Source organism: Streptomyces sp. NBC_01116, from assembly GCF_041435495.1.
Taxonomy (GTDB): Bacteria; Actinomycetota; Actinomycetes; order Streptomycetales; family Streptomycetaceae; genus Streptomyces.
Map to the genome: position 1 here is coordinate 6008331 of NZ_CP108644.1, position 15343 is coordinate 6023673.

At 72.5% G+C, this 15343-nt stretch carries 13 protein-coding genes; 4 read left to right on the forward strand and 9 right to left on the reverse strand.

The genetic code is table 11. The features are described from left to right. The first annotated feature begins 196 nt into the window (after positions 1-196). Complete coding sequence (locus OG245_RS26620; protein ID WP_003966234.1) at positions 197-589, forward strand: SCO5389 family protein; 393 nt, start codon at positions 197-199, stop codon at positions 587-589. Positions 590-721: 132 nt separating this feature from the next. Here OG245_RS26620 and OG245_RS26625 read toward each other — a convergent pair whose 3' ends face one another. Beyond that, positions 722-1771 (reverse strand): LLM class flavin-dependent oxidoreductase, encoded by a 1050-nt coding sequence (locus OG245_RS26625; protein WP_371625946.1) that lies wholly within the window; start codon positions 1769-1771, stop codon positions 722-724. Between the two features lie 211 nt (positions 1772-1982). Between OG245_RS26625 and OG245_RS26630 the strand changes: the two genes are divergently transcribed. Beyond that, a complete protein-coding gene (locus OG245_RS26630) occupies positions 1983-2312 on the forward strand; it encodes an ATP/GTP-binding protein (RefSeq protein WP_371625947.1) in 330 nt (109 codons plus the stop codon). A 94-nt stretch (positions 2313-2406) separates the two neighbouring features. Here the strand turns inward: OG245_RS26630 and OG245_RS26635 are convergent, their stop codons facing one another. The 7 genes from OG245_RS26635 to mce form a co-directional block, all read right to left on the reverse strand. Beyond that, positions 2407-3258, reverse strand: a complete 852-nt coding sequence (locus OG245_RS26635; protein WP_371625948.1) for an ABC transporter permease subunit — start codon at positions 3256-3258, stop codon at positions 2407-2409. Continuing rightward, positions 3255-4397, reverse strand: a complete 1143-nt coding sequence (locus OG245_RS26640) for an ABC transporter ATP-binding protein (protein ID WP_371625949.1) — start codon at positions 4395-4397, stop codon at positions 3255-3257. Before OG245_RS26640 ends, OG245_RS26635 begins: the two co-directional genes overlap by 4 nt. 165 nt (positions 4398-4562) lie before the next feature. Beyond that, positions 4563-5342, reverse strand: a complete 780-nt coding sequence (locus OG245_RS26645; RefSeq protein WP_371625950.1) for an ABC transporter permease subunit — start codon at positions 5340-5342, stop codon at positions 4563-4565. A gap of 5 nt (positions 5343-5347) precedes the next feature. Continuing rightward, on the reverse strand, positions 5348-6358 hold the full coding sequence (locus tag OG245_RS26650; RefSeq protein ID WP_371625951.1) for an ABC transporter ATP-binding protein: 1011 nt from the start codon (positions 6356-6358) through the stop codon (positions 5348-5350). An 84-nt stretch (positions 6359-6442) separates the two neighbouring features. Further along, entirely contained in the window at positions 6443-7381 is a 939-nt protein-coding gene (locus OG245_RS26655; RefSeq protein ID WP_371625952.1) for a cellulose-binding protein, read from the reverse strand. A 184-nt stretch (positions 7382-7565) separates the two neighbouring features. Continuing rightward, positions 7566-11459 carry a polarized growth protein Scy gene (gene scy, locus OG245_RS26660; RefSeq protein WP_371625953.1) on the reverse strand — a complete coding sequence of 1298 codons (3894 nt, stop codon included), beginning with the start codon at positions 11457-11459 and terminating at the stop codon, positions 7566-7568. Between the two features lie 199 nt (positions 11460-11658). Next, a complete protein-coding gene (gene mce, locus OG245_RS26665) occupies positions 11659-12087 on the reverse strand; it encodes a methylmalonyl-CoA epimerase (RefSeq protein ID WP_007452419.1) in 429 nt (142 codons plus the stop codon). A gap of 164 nt (positions 12088-12251) precedes the next feature. Here mce and OG245_RS26670 point away from each other — a divergent pair, with 164 nt between their 5' ends. Together OG245_RS26670 and meaB are read left to right on the forward strand one after the other, a co-directional pair. After that, a complete protein-coding gene (locus OG245_RS26670; RefSeq protein WP_371627996.1) occupies positions 12252-13427 on the forward strand; it encodes an acetyl-CoA C-acetyltransferase in 1176 nt (391 codons plus the stop codon). Positions 13428-13470: 43 nt separating this feature from the next. After that, positions 13471-14439 carry a methylmalonyl Co-A mutase-associated GTPase MeaB gene (gene meaB, locus OG245_RS26675; RefSeq protein ID WP_371625954.1) on the forward strand — a complete coding sequence of 323 codons (969 nt, stop codon included), beginning with the start codon at positions 13471-13473 and terminating at the stop codon, positions 14437-14439. 90 nt (positions 14440-14529) lie between these two features. Here meaB and OG245_RS26680 read toward each other — a convergent pair whose 3' ends face one another. Next, positions 14530-15324, reverse strand: a complete 795-nt coding sequence (locus tag OG245_RS26680; protein ID WP_371625955.1) for a PepSY domain-containing protein — start codon at positions 15322-15324, stop codon at positions 14530-14532. Positions 15325-15343: the final 19 nt, after the last annotated feature.

Below are 15343 nucleotides of genomic sequence, written 5' to 3' on the forward strand. Positions count from 1 at the left end.
TCACCGCCGAGCGGGCTTGCCCCTCTTTGCGCCCCTTCGTTAATGGCCGGTTGTGTTCCCAATCTCCTGGTGCGGCCCCGACTGCGCGCTTACGGTGGAAGCAGGAGGTCGCCGTCCGTGCACGCTGCGTCGTCGCCGCCCCCCTTCCCTGCCCGTAGGGCCCCGGCCATCGCCCGGGGTCGCGAGAGGAGAACCCATGTCGCTCGACGTCTCACCGGCGCTGTTGGAACAGGCCGAGCGAGGCGAGGTCGACGAAGCCGACTTCGTCGACTGCGTCCGGACCTCCCTGCCCTTCGCATGGGAGATGATCAGCTCGTTGGTGGCTCAGCTGAAGGTCGACGGCGGACAGTTCGCCGACAACCAGACGCCGCCGCCGGACGAGCAGGCACGAGGTCAGCTGCTGCGCGCGCTCGCGAGTGATGCGATACGCGGCGCGCTCCAGCGGCACTTCGGAGTGCGTATCGCATTCCAGAACTGCCACCGCGTCGCGGTGTTCCCGCTGGACGCCTCGGTCGACGACCGACTGGCCAAGTTCACCTCGGTGAGGGGCCAGTTGCTCAACCAGTCGCCCGAACTTCGGGACTGCTGAACGCTTCTGCTGCCGTCCCGGGCCGCGGGAGGTGCACTTGGCTCCGGGGCGGCAGCTCCCGCACCACCGCACCATTTGATCCCACCGATCCCGGCTGTCGGACGCCTCCGGGGAAGCACCGGCGTGCGCGGGTCAGGTGAGCAGCGGCAGGACGTCGGCACCCAGCCGCCGGACGTTCTCCTCGGTCGCGACGAGATCGCCCGAACCCTCCACCAGGAGGGCGAAGCGCGTGATCCCGGTCCGCTCGGCGGTGGCCGCCAGCCGGTCGGCCGCCAGCCGCGGCGGGCCCACCGGGTGCAGCCCGCACAGCAGTTCCGTGTACGCGACCGGGTCCCGCATCACACGGTGCCTCTCGTCGACCGTGACATGGGCGTCGAGCCCCTGGCGCAGCCAGCCGGGCATCGACTTCACCAGCATCTCCGTGGCCTCACCGGCGCCGTCCTCGATCTGGGCCACCCCGGCGGACACATGTGCGGCCCCCTCCACCACCTCGGGCGGATGACCGGCCTCCCGGGCGGCCGTACGCCACAGGGCGACCATCTCCGCCTTCTCCTCGTCCCCGCAGTGCATGCCCAGCAGCATCGGCAGCGCCTGCCGGGCCGCGAGCCGCACGCTCTTCGGCGAGGTGCACGCCACGACGACCTCGGGCCCCGTGCCGCCCGGCCCCGCGTCCGCCGGGCCTTCCCACAGCTCGTCCGCGCGCGGCACCACCGCCACCTCGCGGAAGCCGTACCGCTCGCCGCGCCCCGCGACGCGGGGCTTCCGCAGCCAGTCGAGCACCAGGCCGAGCGCCTCGGGGAAGCCGTTCTCGTACGCGTCGAGACCGCCGCCGAACACCTCCAGGTCGACCCACGGACCGCCCCGGCCGACCCCGAGCGAGAAGCGTCCGCCGCTGGTCAGGTGCAGCAGTGCGGCCTGCTCGGCGAGCGCGACCGGGTGGTGGTTGGGCAGGACGCTGACCGCCGTGCCGACCCGGATTCTGCGGGTGCGGCCCAGCAGCAGCGCCGCCAGCGTGGTCGCGGACGGGCAGACCCCGTACGGCACGAAGTGGTGCTCGGCCAGCCAGACCGAGTCGAGGCCGCTCTCCTCCGCGGCCTCGGTGGACCGGACGGCCCGGTGCAGGGCCTCACCCGGCCCCTGTCCCGGGAACTGGGCTGCCAGAACGAACGTTCCGATGCGCATCGCCTATTGCCTCCTTGCGGCCGACGCGTTTCTCCCCCACCGGCAACAACGTCTGACACGTGCCAAAGGCACGGTCCGGGAGGAAGTTGTTGCGATTTTCCGCTAACTCACCCCACTGCCGGACGGGGCGCCGGACAGCCCGGCCGCCGCCCCCGACGCCAGGCTCTAGGCTTGGGCGATACCGTGTCCGATCCGCCCCGTGAGGTGTCCTGTGTCCCCGCGCCGAAACCGCCCCCGTGGCGGCGAGAGTCCCGACGAACGCCCCGGCTCGGCGCCCGGCAGGTACGGCGGGGGAGGGGCCACCGAGAGCTGGCAGGGCGAGGAGTGGTCGGTGCGCCCGGTGAGCGGCGCGAGCGCCCAGGGCAAGCGGTACCGCTGCCCCGGCTGCGACCAGGAGATCCCCTCCGGGGTCCCGCACCTCGTGACCTGGCCCGAGTTCGGCGGCATCGACGACCGCAGGCACTGGCACAAGGCGTGCTGGAACGCGAAGGACCGCCGCACCACCAGGGTGCAGCGGTCCCGGAACGCTCCGCGCCACTGAGGCCGACCGGCCCCTTCACATCGGACCCCGCGCGGCACTCCGGCCTCGTCGGCCCCTTCGACCTCGCGCGGGCCCTTCGACCTCGCGCGGGCCCTCAGACGTCGCGGCGGTTCAGTATCGCGACCGCCCCGCCCAGGACCGCGGCGGCCAGGACCAGCATCAGCAGCAGCGGCTCCCAGCCGGACGGACCGCTCTCGGTCATCGTCGTGCCGTACAGCGCACCGATCTGGTTGGGGATCGAGTATTCGATCAGGAAGCGCTGAACGCCCCGCAGACTGTCGGCGAACATGAACAGCGCGAGGACCAGGGGCAGCAGCACCACGCCGATCATGATGGTGATCGCACCCGCCGAGTGCCGCACGATCGCGCCGATCCCGAGCGACAGCAGGCCGAGGGCCGCGATGTAGAGACCGATTCCGACCGTGCCGCGCAGCCAGTCGTCGGCCGACGCGGCAGCGCCGTCCAGGATCAGGTTCTGGAGCCCCGCCACGACCGTCGCGGTCACCGTCGTGACGGCGAAGGCCAGCGAGGAGAAGACGATCGCCTTCGCCGCGAGCACCCGGCCCCGGCTCGGGCAGGCCGTCAGCGTCGTACGGATCATGCCGGTGCTGTACTCGGATCCGATGGTCAGCACACCGAGCGTGATCACACAGATCGAGCCCAGCAGCACCCCGAAGAAGCCGAGGGCGAGGACCGGCTCGCCCGACAGGCCGCTGTTGCCGTCCACCGCGAGCAGCAGGGCGGTGCCCAGCCCGATCGTCAGCATCAGCGCGACCATCACGCCGAGCGTCCAGATCGTGGCGCGCACCGAACGGATCTTGGTCCACTCCGAGGCGACCGCGTCGCCGAGGGTGGCGGGCCGGATCGGGATCGGCGACTCGTAGGAGCCCAGCAGGCCGGCGTCCGGCGCCTGCTGGTGGGCCCGCGGGGTGGCCGGCGTCGTCATCTGAGGAGGTCCTTGCTGGTCTGCTCTCCGGCCGCGGCGGCGGAAGAGGGCTCGGCTGCGGGGGAGGAGGGTGCGCCGGGTGCGGGGCCCCGGCCCGGAACGGGCGGCGGCGGGGCGTACCAGCCCTCCTGCGGCACCTCAACCGGCTCGGGGTACGCGAAGCCGTCGGCGCTTCCGTGGGCGTCCTGGGGGAGCGGCTCCACGAGGCCCGCCTTGGCGTCGTCCGTCGAGCGGTAGTCCACCAGGCCCTGCGTGAGGCGCATGTACGCCTCCTCCAGGGAGGCCTGGTGCGGCGACAGCTCCCAGAGCCGTACGTCGCACCCGTGGGCCAGGTCGCTGATCCGCGACAGCGGCAGCCCGGTGACCCGCAGGGCACCGCCCGGCTCCGTCATGACCCGGCCGCCCGCCTCGACGAGCGAGGCCGTCAGCTTCTGCCGCTCCTCGGGGCCGTCGTCCGGCACCCGGACCCGGGCGAAGTCGGCGGAGTTGGCGGAGATGAAGTCCGTGACGCTCATGTCGGAGAGCAGCCGGCCGCGCCCGATCACGATCAGATGGTCGGCGGTGAGGGCCATCTCGCTCATCAGGTGGGACGAGACGAAGACCGTACGGCCCTCGGAGGCCAGCATCCTCATCAGATTGCGGACCCAGTGGATGCCCTCCGGGTCGAGACCGTTGACCGGCTCGTCGAACAGCAGGACCTGCGGATCGCCGAGCAGCGCCGCCGCGATCCCGAGCCGCTGCCCCATCCCGAGCGAGAAGCCCCTGGAGCGCTGCTTGGCGACGTCCCTGAGGCCGACGACGCCCAGCACCTCGTCGACCCGGGCCGCCGGGATGCCGGCCAGCTGGGCCAGGGACAGCAGGTGGTTGCGGGCGGTGCGTCCGCCGTGCACGCCCTTGGCGTCCAGCAGCGCGCCCACCTGGCGCGGGGCGTTCGGCAGGTCGCGGTAGGGGTGACCGCCGATCGTGACGTGACCCGAGGTGGGGCGGTCGAGGCCGAGGATCATGCGCATGGTCGTGGACTTGCCCGACCCGTTGGGACCGAGGAAGCCGGTGACGGCCCCCGGCCGCACCTGGAAGGAAAGGTCGTCCACGGCCGTCTTCGCGCCGTAGCGCTTGGTCAGGCCGACTGCCTCGATCATTCTCCAGCCCCATCGACTCACTCTGTCGTTCGGGGCTCGGGCCGCCCGGCCGCGCACCCCCGTAAGAGTTAGGAGGATAACCAGGCGCTGACGGTTCCGGCCAAGTTGCGCACTGCGTGCGAGCGGACCGTCACACAGATCAGGACAGGTGCCGGGGCCCGCCCCTCACGCGTCCCGGTTCTTCAGGACGAGGTAGCCGCCGATCACCGCCGCCAGCACCCAGAGCACCATGATCCCGAGCCCGGCCCAGGGGCCGTAGGGCGCCGGGTCGCTGTTCAGCGCGTCCGGGACGACCTGCATGATCTTGGAACCGGCCTGGTCGGGGAAGTAGCGGGCGACGCTCTTGGCGCCCGGCACCGCCGCGAGGATCTGCGAGACCAGGAAGAAGAACGGCATCAGGATGCCGAGCGACAGCATGGAGCTGCGCAGCATCGCCGCCACGCCCATGGAGAAGATCGCGATCAGCCCCATGTAGAGCCCGCCGCCGACCACCGCGCGCAGCACGTTCTCCGCGCCGATGTCGGTGCCCCGGTCGCCGAGCATGGCCTGGCTGAGGAAGAACGAGACGAAGCTGGTGAGCAGTCCCACGACGAGGGCCAGCGCACCGGCCACCGTGATCTTGCTGAGGAGGAACGTCCCGCGCTGGGGCACGGCCGCCAGCGAGGTGCGGATCATGCCGGAGCTGTACTCGGTGCCGACGACGAGCACCCCGAACACGACCATCGCGAGCTGGCCGAGAACAGTCCCGGAGAAGCTGACGAACGTCGGGTCGAACGTGGCCTGCTCCGCCTCCGAGAGGTCGTCGAAGGTGGCGTTCAGCAGGGCGCTCAGCGCCGCGCCCATCACGACCGTGACGGCGAACGCGGCGATGAGGGTCCAGGTGGTCGAGGAGACCGACCGGATCTTGGTCCATTCCGAGGTGAGAACCGCGGGTACCGATGCCATGGTCGTCACGCCCCCTTGCCGTCGGTGCCGGTGCGGTCGGTGCTGCCGGGCTTGTTCCAGCTCTCGCCCCAGCCGGCCCCCACCGCGGGTGGTTCGACCGCCAAGTCCCGTTCCGAATGGGCGTGGTACTCCACCGAACCGGCGGTCATCTGCATGAACGCCTCCTCCAGCGAGGCCCGCTGGGAACTCAACTCGTGCAGCACCACCTGGTGCCGGGCGGCCAGCTCACCCAACTCCTCGGTGCCGGCGCCGTCGATCTCCAGGACGCCGCCCGCCGTCTCGACCACGGTGAAACCCTCCTGGTGCAGCACATCGCGCAGCCGCTCCTGCTGCGGGGAGCGCAGCCGCGCGTAACTGCGGGAGTTCTCGCGGATGAAGTCCGCCATCGAGGTGTCGGCGAGCAGCCTGCCCTGGCCGATCACGATCAAATGGTCGGCGGTCAGCGCCATTTCGCTCATCAGGTGGGACGAGACGAAGATCGTCCGGCCCTCCGACGCGAGCGCCTTCATCAGATTGCGGATCCAGTGGATGCCCTCGGGGTCCAGTCCGTTGACCGGCTCGTCGAACATCAGGATCTCGGGATCGCCGAGCAGCGCGGACGCGATGCCGAGCCGCTGGCCCATGCCGAGGGAGAACCCCTTGGACTTCTTCTTCGCCACCGCGCTCAGGCCGACCATGTCGAGCACCTCGTCGACCCGGCTGCTCGGGATGCGGTTGCTCTGCGCCAGGCACAGCAGGTTGTTGTACGCGCTGCGGCCGCCGTGCATCGCCTTGGCGTCGAGGAGCGCCCCGATGTACTTCAGCGGTTCCTGGAGTTCGCGGTAGTGCTTGCCGTCGATGCGCACCGTACCGCTGGTCGGGTTGTCGAGATCGAGCATCATCCGCATCGTGGTGGACTTGCCCGCCCCGTTCGGGCCGAGGAAACCGGTCACGATGCCCGGTCTTACCTGACACGACAGATGATCGACGGCGACCTTGCTGCCGAATCGTTTGGTGAGTCCCTCGAGCTCGATCATGCGTTCACGCTAGAACGCCCGAGCGCCCGGCGCCACCACAAAGGCGGAACCGGGCGCACACGGGGGTATTACACGTGCCGGGGGTCAGCGGGTCTGCTGGGCCGGGACGCCGCGGGTGGCGGACTCGTCCTCCACCGGGGAGCCGGCGGCGGCCACGGCGGCGCCGGTCAGCGTCGCCAGCATCTCGCGGACGTTGGTCAGCTGCGCGTTGATCGAGTCGCGGCGGTTGGTGAGCGCCGCCAGCTCGCGCTCCGATTCGCTGCGGATCCGGTCGGCCTTGGCGTTGGCGTCGGCGACGATGTCCTCGGCCTGACGCTGGGCGGTCTCGACCGTCTGGCGGGCCCGGCGCTCGGCGTCCGTGCGGAGCTTCTCGGCCTCCAGGCGGAGCTGCTCGGCGCGGTGCTCGATCTCGGCGAGACGCTTCTCGGCCTTGGCCTGGCGGGACGCGAGGTCGCGCTCCGACTGCTCGCGGCGCTTGGCGAGGTTCGTCTCGAAGTCGGCCGCGGCCTGGGCGGCCTTGGCGCGGGTCTCCTCGAAGAGGGCGTCGGCCTCCTCGCGCTTCTGCTGGGCGTCCTTCTGGGCGTCGGTGCGGAGCGTGTTCGCCTCGCCCTGGGCCTTCTCGACGATCCGGACGCCCTCGTCCTCGGCCTTCGCCTTGCGCTCGGCGGCGAACGACTCGGCGTCGTTGCGCACCTGCTGGGCCGCCGACTCGGCGAGCTCCCGGTGCTGCTCGGCCGCGCGACGGGCCTCCTCGCGCAGGTCCTTGGCCTCCTCCTCGGCGAGGCGGAGAATCTTCTCGACACGGGCTCCGAGACCGGCGTACGACGGCTCTGCGTCGCTTACCTGGGCCTGGGCGTTCTGCGTCTCGAGGTGCAGCTCCTCGATGCGCTTTTCCAGAGAGGTGATTCGGGCCAGGGCACTGTCACGGTCGGCGACGAGCTTGGTGATGCGGTCGTCCACCTGACCGCGGTCGTAGCCACGTCGCACGAGCTCGAAGCCGAAGGGGGAGGAAGGGTCACTCATGGGGTTCCTGTCGAATGAGACCGGTGAGGTGATAGGGGGAATCCTAGGGGCCATTGCGGCGTGTCAGCGTGAAGATGCCGGTTTGATCTGGAGAATGACACCCCTTTTGAGTGGCTGACCCCCGGAGTGCTTGCCACTCGGAGGGCTGAATGTCCATGACGAAGCACGGCGCATCGCGGATCGGCTACCGCTCGGACGACTTGCCCCCCGATCGAGTGCCCGCCGCAGCCGGGGCCTTGGCGCCTCCCGCGGAACCGCCGGCCGGCTTCCCGCCCCCGGTCGGAGCCTCGAAAGACTCCAACGCTTCGAGCACATCCTGGACACGGGAGATCTCCGCATTGATGTCCTCGCGCCTGCGCACCAGGACGTCCAGCTCGCGCTTGCCCTCGTCCACCGTCTGCCGGGCCTCGGCCTCGGCGTCGGCGCGCAGCTTCTCCGCCTCGCGGATCAGCCCGGCCTTCTTGGCCTCGGCCTCCTTCAGCAGCGACTCGGCCCGTTTCACCGCGGCGATACGGACCTTGCTCGCCTCCGAGTTGGCCTGGGCCATCAGCTCCTTGGCCTTCGCCTCGGCCTCGTCGCGCTGCTCGGTCGCCGCCTTCATCAGGTTGTCGACACGCTCGCCGGCGGTCTTCATCTGCTCGGACGTCTCCCGGCGGGCCCGCTCGTGCAGCTCCTCGATCTCGCTCTCCAGCCGGGCCCGCAGCTCCTCGGCCCGCTCCCGGATCGCCGTCGCGTCGCGCCGGGCGCCGACCAGCAGTTCGTCGGCGTCCGCACGGGCGCGCTCGACCAGGGTGTTGCCCTCGACGGTCGCCTCGGAGGTGATGCGCACGGCCTCCTTGCGGGCCGCGCCGACCATCGTGTCGGACTGCCCCTCGGCCTCGGTGGCCGTACGAAGGGCCTCTTCCCGCGCCTTGTTGATGAGCTGGTCCGCCTGCTCGGCCGCGTCCGCCCGGCGTTTGGCCGCCGCCTCGCGCGCCTCGTCCAGCAGCCGGTCCGCCTCCTGGCGGGCCTCCGAGCGCATCTCCTCGGACGCCGACTCGGCCTCCGCGCGCAGCCGTGCCGCCTCCTCGTGGGTGCGGGCCGCGTGCTCCTGCGCGGAGCCGAGCCGCTCGGCCGCCTCCGAGCGCAGCCGCTCGGACTCGCCGGTCGCCTCGGCCAGCAGCCGGTCCGCCTGCTCGGTGGACTCGGCCCGGCGGCGGTTGGCCTCCGTGGTGGCCTCGACGACGAGCTGCTCGGAGGCCTGGGCCGCCTCGTTGCGGACGCGGTCGCTCTCGTTGGCCGCCTCGGCCATCAGCCGGTCCGACTGGGCAGCCGCCTCCGAACGGATCCGGTTGGCGTCCTGCCGGGCCTCGGCACGGGCCTTCGACGCGTCCTGCTCCGCCGACGCCAGCGCGTCGGACGCATCGGTGCGCATCCGCTGGCTGTACTCGGAGGTGTCCGCGCGCAGCCGCTCCGACTCGCCGATCGCGTCGGAGACCGTCCGCTCGGCCAGCGCCTTGGCGGCGTCGGTCTCCTCCTCGGCCTCCCGCCGGAGCCGGGCCGCCTCCTCGTTCGCCTCCCGGCGCAGCCGGATCGCGTCCTCGGAGGCCCGCTCCCGCTCCGCGTGCGCGTCGGAGCGGACCCGGTCCGCTTCCTCCTGCGCCTCGCCCCGGGTGCGTTCCGCGACGTGTTCCGCCGTCGAGCGCAGCCCGGCGATCTCCTCCTCGGCCTGCTCCTGCAGGCCCGCGACGGAGTCCCGTACCTGCTGGGCCGTCTGTTCGGCCGCCGCGACCAGCTCGGTCGCCCTCGCGTCCGCCTCCTCGACGAGCCGGTGCGCCTCGGCCTGGGCCTCCTCGACCCGCTTGCGGGCGGAGGCGAGCAGCTCCTCGCTCTGCTCGCGGGCCCGCTCGCGCTCCTGCTCCGCCTCGGTCCGGGCCGCGCCGAGGATCTCCTCGGCCTCCCGGCGGCGGCGCGTGGCCTCCTCCTGGGCGGCGGTCAGCGCCTCGGCGGCCTCGGCGGCGACCCGCTCGGCGGCCGCCGCGGCCTCCGCGCGCACCCGGTCGGCGCTCTCCTGCGCCTCGGACTTGAGCCGCTCCGCCTCGGCGGCGGCCTCACCGCGCAGCCGTACGGCGACACTCTCGCCCTCGGCACGGGACTGGGCGGCGTCGGCGGCGGCCTCGTCGCGCAGCCGCTCGGCCTCCGCCCCGGCCTGCTCGGTCAGCGCCCGGACGCGCTCGGCGGCCTCGGCACGCTGCCGCTCCGCCTCCTCGTTCGTCTCGCGGCGGATCCGCTCGGCCTCCGCGCGGGCCTCGCCCAGCGCCTCCTCGGCGCCGGCGAGCCGGGACTCGGCCTCGGCGTGCAGCCGGGCCAGCTCCTCGGCGGCCTCGGTCTGCCGGGCGGCGACGCCGCGCTCGGTCTCCTCGCGCAGCTCGGTCGCGGCCCGCTCGGCCGCCTCCGTGACGGCCGCCGCCTGCTCCTCGGCCTCGGCCCGCAGCCGGTCGGCCTCGGTCCGGGTGCGCTCCAGCGTCTCCTCGGCCTGCTTGCGCAGGGCCGCGGCCCGCTCGGCGGCCTCGCTGCGGATGCGCTCGCTCTCGCCGTTCGCCTTGGTGCGCAGCTCGTCCGCGTCGGAGCGGGCCTCGGTCAGCAGCTCCTCGGCGGTGCGGGCGCCCTCCTCCAGCTGCTGGACCGCCTCGCGGCGGGCCTCGCCCCGGATGCGCTCGCCCTCGGCGACCGCCTCGGAGCGCAGCGTCTCGGCCTCGCCGCGCAGCCGGCGGGCCTCCTCCTGGAGCTCGACCGTCTTGGCCCGGTACTCCTTGGTGTCGTCCTTGGCCGCACCCTTGAGCTCGTCGGCCTGTTCGGCGGCCTCGCCGCGCAGCCGGTCCGCCTCGGCCTCCGCCTCGCGGCGGATCCGCTCGGCCTCCTCGCCCGCCGCCTTCGTCGTCGACTTCGCGTCCTCGGAGGCCTTGGTGAGCACCTCCTCGGCGCTGCGGGCCGCCTTCGCCAGCTGGGCGGCGGCGTCCTCGGCGGCGGCCGTACGGGCCTTCTCGCCCGCTTCGGCGACCAGCCGCTCGGCCTCGGCGCGGGCGTCGACGAGAGCCTGCTCGGCCTCTTCCTTCAGCGCCTCGGTGCTCTTGGTGGCCTCGCCGACCAGCCGGGCGATCTCCGACTTGGCCGTACGGGTGCGCTGTTCGTTCTGCGACTCCGCGGCGGCCAGCTGCTTGCCGGCGGCGTCCTTCGCCTCGGAGAGGAGCTTCTCCGCCTCCAGACGGGACTCGCGCAGCCGGGTCTCGGCCTCCGAGAGGCGCTGCTCCGCCGACCGGTTCAGCTCGGCGGTCTGCTGGCGGGTCCGGTCGGTCGCCGCGGCCGTGCTGGAGCGCAACTGCTCCGCGTGGCTGGTGGCCTCCTGCGCCTGGGCGGAGGCGGCCCCGAGCAGGCGCTCGGCGTCCTTGCGGGCGCGCAGCAGGATCGCTTCGGCTTCGGTCCGGGCGGTCTCGGTCTCCGAGCCGGTGCGCCGACGGGTCTCCTCGGCCAGCCGGGCGGCCTCGTCGCGGGCGGCGGCCAGCGCCTGTTCGGCCTCGGCGCGGGACTCCTCCAGCAGCCGGCGGGCCTGCGACTCGGTGCGGGCGCGGAGCTGTTCGGCCCAGGCGACGTTCTCGTTGACGTGCGACTCGACGGTCTGGCGGCGCTCCGCCAGCTCCTGGTCGAGCCGCTGCCTGCGCTGGACGGCCTCGGTGTGCAACTCGGCCTGGAGGCGCGCCTGGTGCTCGGCGTGCTCCTGAAGGATCCGCTGCGTCTGGGCACGGGCCTCGCGCAGCTCGCGCTCGGCGTCGCCGCGCATCTGCTCGGCCTGGGCCTGCGCGTTCCGCAGCATCTGTTCGGCCTGGTAGCCGAGGTCCGCGCTGTCGTAGGCGGGACGGGTCGCGAGATTGCGCCGGGCCTCGTGCAGCTTGGCACGCAAGACCTCGACCTGGTAGCCGAGGTCCTCGGCGTGCTGGACGGCCTTCTCCCGGTCGGTCTTCAGCCGGTCCATCTCGGCTTCGAACCGCGAGAGATGGTCGTCTTCAGCGAGGTGGCTCTCCTGGCGTTCGTAGCCCCGCACTGCGCGGTCCCATCCTTCCCCGAGCTCTCAACTTCGTTCGAGCGGGGGAGCCCCCTACCCTGGTCGCGACTCTCCGCACGAGCTGCTCGCCGGCGTGAGTCCCCCGGGAATGGTGACAGACGAACGACGAGGACGCGGAACGCCCCCGACCCGGCCCCGGCCCGGAATCGCCCACTCTACCGGGCCGGGTATGCGGTGGTCAGTGCTCCGTCCTGCTCGTGACCAGTTCGGTGAGGACGCCATGGCAGTCCTTGGGGTGCAGGAACGTGATCCGGGACCCCATCGACCCCGTCCTGGGCTCGTCGTACAGCACCCGGACGCCCTTCTCGCGGATGTCCGCGGCGTCCCCGTCCACGTCCTCCGTACCGAAGGCGATGTGGTGCACGCCCTCCCCGTTCTTCGCCAGCCACTTGCCGACGGCCGAGTCCTCCCGGGTGGGCTCCAGCAGCTGGAGGTAGGAGGCCCCGCCGTCCGAGGTCCCGTTGATCCTGAGCATCGCCTCCCGGACGCCCTGCTCCTCGTTGATCTCGGAGTGGTACACCTCGAAGCCGTACGTGGCACGGTAGAACTCGACCGTCCTGTCCAGGTCGAAACAGGCGATCCCGATGTGGTCGATTCGCGTCAGCATGGATCCAGTGCAGCGCCACCGCGATGGTTACGCAACGTGCGCGCCGTCACACCGGTTGCCGGATGACGGGCGCGACACCGCTCAGTACATTCAGGTAAACCCTCGTTCACATCCGATCCCAAGGGGCCGTGCCCATGCCAGCAACGACCGGTACCACCACCTCAGTGATCGTCGCGGGCGCCCGGACGCCCATGGGCCGCCTCCTCGGCTCCCTCAAGAGCTTCTCGGGCGCCGACCTCGGCGGCTTCGCCATCAAGGCAGCCCTCGACCGGGCCGGCATCGGCGGTGACCAGGTCCAGTACGTGATCATGGGCCAGGTGCTCACGGCCGGCGCGGGCCAGATGCCCGCCCGGCAGGCCGCGGTCAAGGCCGGCATCCCGATGAACGTGCCCGCGCTCACCGTCAACAAGGTGTGCCTGTCCGGGCTCGACGCCATCGCGCTGGCCGACCAGCTCATCCGCGCCGGGGAGTTCGACGTGGTGGTCGCGGGCGGCCAGGAGTCCATGACCAACGCCCCGCACCTGCTCCCCAAGTCCCGCGAGGGCCACAAGTACGGCGCGATCGAGATGCTGGACTCGATGGCGTACGACGGCCTCACCGACGCGTACGAGAACATCCCGATGGGAGAGTCCACCGAGAAGCACAACGGCCGCCTCGGTCTCGACCGCGCCTCCCAGGACGTGATCGGCGCGCAGTCCCACCAGCGGGCCGCCGCCGCCCAGAAGAACGGTCTCTTCGAGGCCGAGATCACCCCGGTCGAGATCCCGCAGCGCAAGGGCGACCCGGTCCTCTTCGCGAGGGACGAGGGCATCCGCGCCGAGACGACCGCCCAGACCCTCGGCAAGCTGCGCCCGGCCTTCGCCAAGGACGGCACGATCACCGCCGGCACCTCCTCGCAGATCTCCGACGGCGCCGCCGCGGTCGTCGTGATGAGCAAGGCCAGGGCGGAGGAGCTGGGCCTCGACTGGATCGCCGAGATCGGTGCCCACGGAAACGTCGCGGGCCCCGACAACTCCCTCCAGTCGCAGCCCTCGAACGCCATCCGGCACGCCCTGGAGAAGGACGGCCTGACCGTCGAGGACCTCGACCTGATCGAGATCAACGAGGCGTTCGCGGCCGTCGCCGTCCAGTCCACGAAGGACCTGGGCGTCACCTCGGACAAGGTCAACGTCAACGGCGGCGCCATCGCGCTCGGCCACCCCATCGGGATGTCCGGCGCCCGGATCGTCCTGCACCTGGCCCTGGAGCTGAAGCGGCGCGGCGGCGGCACCGGAGCGGCGGCGCTGTGCGGCGGCGGCGGCCAGGGCGACGCGCTGATCATCCGCGTCCCGGGCAAGTAGCGGTACCCGTACGGATTCAGGACAGGGCAAGGCGAACGGAGCGGTGAACGTGGACGTGGACGTCCCCACGCTGGTCGAGCAGGCGCGAGCAGGCAGGCCGCGTGCGGTGGCCCGGCTGATCTCGCTGGTGGAGGGGGCGTCCCCGCAGCTGCGGGAGGTGATGGCCGCGCTGGCGCCGCTGGCGGGCCACGCCTACGTCGTCGGGCTCACGGGCTCGCCGGGCGTCGGCAAGTCCACCTCCACCTCGGCCCTGGTCTCCGCCTACCGCCGGGCGGGCAAGCGGGTCGGCGTCCTCGCCGTCGACCCGTCCTCGCCGTTCTCCGGCGGGGCGCTGCTGGGCGACCGGATCCGGATGGCGGACCACGTCTCCGACCCGGGCGTCTACATCCGCTCGATGGCGACCCGGGGCCACCTGGGCGGCCTCGCCTGGTCCGCGCCGCAGGCGATCCGGGTGCTGGACGCGGCGGGCTGCGACGTGGTCCTCGTCGAGACGGTCGGCGTCGGCCAGTCCGAGGTGGAGATCGCCTCCCAGGCCGACACCTCCGTCGTGCTGCTCGCCCCGGGCATGGGCGACGGCATCCAGGCGGCCAAGGCCGGGATCCTGGAGATCGGCGACGTGTACGTGGTCAACAAGGCGGACCGGGACGGCGCGGACGCCACCGCCCGCGAGCTGAACCACATGCTGGGCCTGGGCGAGTCCCGGGGCCCCGGCGACTGGCGCCCGCCGATCGTGAAGACGGTCGCCGCCCGGGGCCAGGGCACGGACGAGGTCGTGGAGGCCCTGGAGAAGCACCGGGCCTGGATGGAGGAGCACGGCGTGCTGGCCGAGCGCCGCACCGCCCGCGCCGCGCACGAGGTCGAGACGATCGCCGTCACCGCGCTCCGCGAGAGGATCGCCGACCTGCGCGGCGACCGCCGCCTGCACGCGCTGGCCGAGCGCATCGTGGCGGGGACCCTGGACCCGTACGCCGCGGCGGACGAGCTGGTGGCGGGGCTGACGGGGGGCTCCTGAGCACCTGGGCGCGTGCCGAAGGCCCCCGGGGCGGCACCCACGCCGCCCCGGGGGCCTTCGGCCGCTCGCACGTGTCCGCCGGGGCTTCCGTCAGCTGTCGTCGCCGTCCCGGTCGTCGCCGCGGTCGTCCCGGTCGTCCGCACGGTCGTCGCGGTCGTCGTTCCGGTCGTCCGCGCGGTCGTCCCGGTCGTCGTTCCGGTCGTCCGCGCGGTCGTCCCGGTCGTCGTCACCGTCGTCGTCGCGGTCCACGGTGACCTTGCCGGTCTTCGCGTCGACGCGCAGCTCGTGCTGCTTGCCGTCCTTGCCCGTGATGTCGATGTCCCAGCGCAGGACATCGCCCCGGCCGTTGTCGTCGTCATCGTCGTCGTCCAGGTCGATCGACGTGACGCTGCCCGGCGCGGTCTTCAGGGCCGCGTCCACCGCCTCGTTCAGGGTGACGGCGGAGGAGCGGGGCGCGTGGCGGTCGCGGTCGTCGTTGTCGTCGTCGCGGGTCTTCAGGACCTTGCCGTTGCCGGCGTCCACCGTCACGTCGTGCCACTTCCTGTCGGAACCGCGGACGTCCAGCTCCCAGACCGCGCGGTCGTTGTCGTCGTCGTCATCGTCCAGCTCGGCCTCGGTGACCGTGCCCGGGACGCTCTTCAGGGCGGCGGCGACGGCCTGGTCGAGGGTGATCCGGGTGCTCTTCGCGCCGCCGTCCGTCCGGGGGGCCTCCGCGTCGGCGTAGGACCGGTCGTCGTCGCGGTCGTCGCGGTCCGTGCCGGCCGGCTGCTGGGCGGACGTGCCGCCCCGGCGGTCACCGTCGTCCGCGAAGGCGACGGTGGCGGCCGTGGTGCCGCCGATGAGGACGGCCGCGGTGATCGCTGCGATGGTGACGTTGCGCTTCATGAGGGTTCCTCCCGAGAGC

Excerpts from the sequence above, each read along its gene's own strand:
- OG245_RS26620 (WP_003966234.1), top strand. The coding sequence starts at position 197 with ATGTCGCTCGACGTCTCACCGGCGCTGTTGGAACAGGCCGAGCGAGGC.
- OG245_RS26635 (WP_371625948.1), bottom strand. The coding sequence starts at position 3,258 with ATGACGACGCCGGCCACCCCGCGGGCCCACCAGCAGGCGCCGGACGCC.
- mce (WP_007452419.1), bottom strand. The coding sequence starts at position 12,087 with ATGCTGACGCGAATCGACCACATCGGGATCGCCTGTTTCGACCTGGAC.
- OG245_RS26625 (WP_371625946.1), bottom strand. The coding sequence starts at position 1,771 with ATGCGCATCGGAACGTTCGTTCTGGCAGCCCAGTTCCCGGGACAGGGG.
- OG245_RS26680 (WP_371625955.1), bottom strand. The coding sequence starts at position 15,324 with ATGAAGCGCAACGTCACCATCGCAGCGATCACCGCGGCCGTCCTCATC.
- OG245_RS26640 (WP_371625949.1), bottom strand. The coding sequence starts at position 4,397 with ATGATCGAGGCAGTCGGCCTGACCAAGCGCTACGGCGCGAAGACGGCC.
- OG245_RS26650 (WP_371625951.1), bottom strand. The coding sequence starts at position 6,358 with ATGATCGAGCTCGAGGGACTCACCAAACGATTCGGCAGCAAGGTCGCC.
- OG245_RS26645 (WP_371625950.1), bottom strand. The coding sequence starts at position 5,342 with ATGGCATCGGTACCCGCGGTTCTCACCTCGGAATGGACCAAGATCCGG.
- OG245_RS26655 (WP_371625952.1), bottom strand. The coding sequence starts at position 7,381 with ATGAGTGACCCTTCCTCCCCCTTCGGCTTCGAGCTCGTGCGACGTGGC.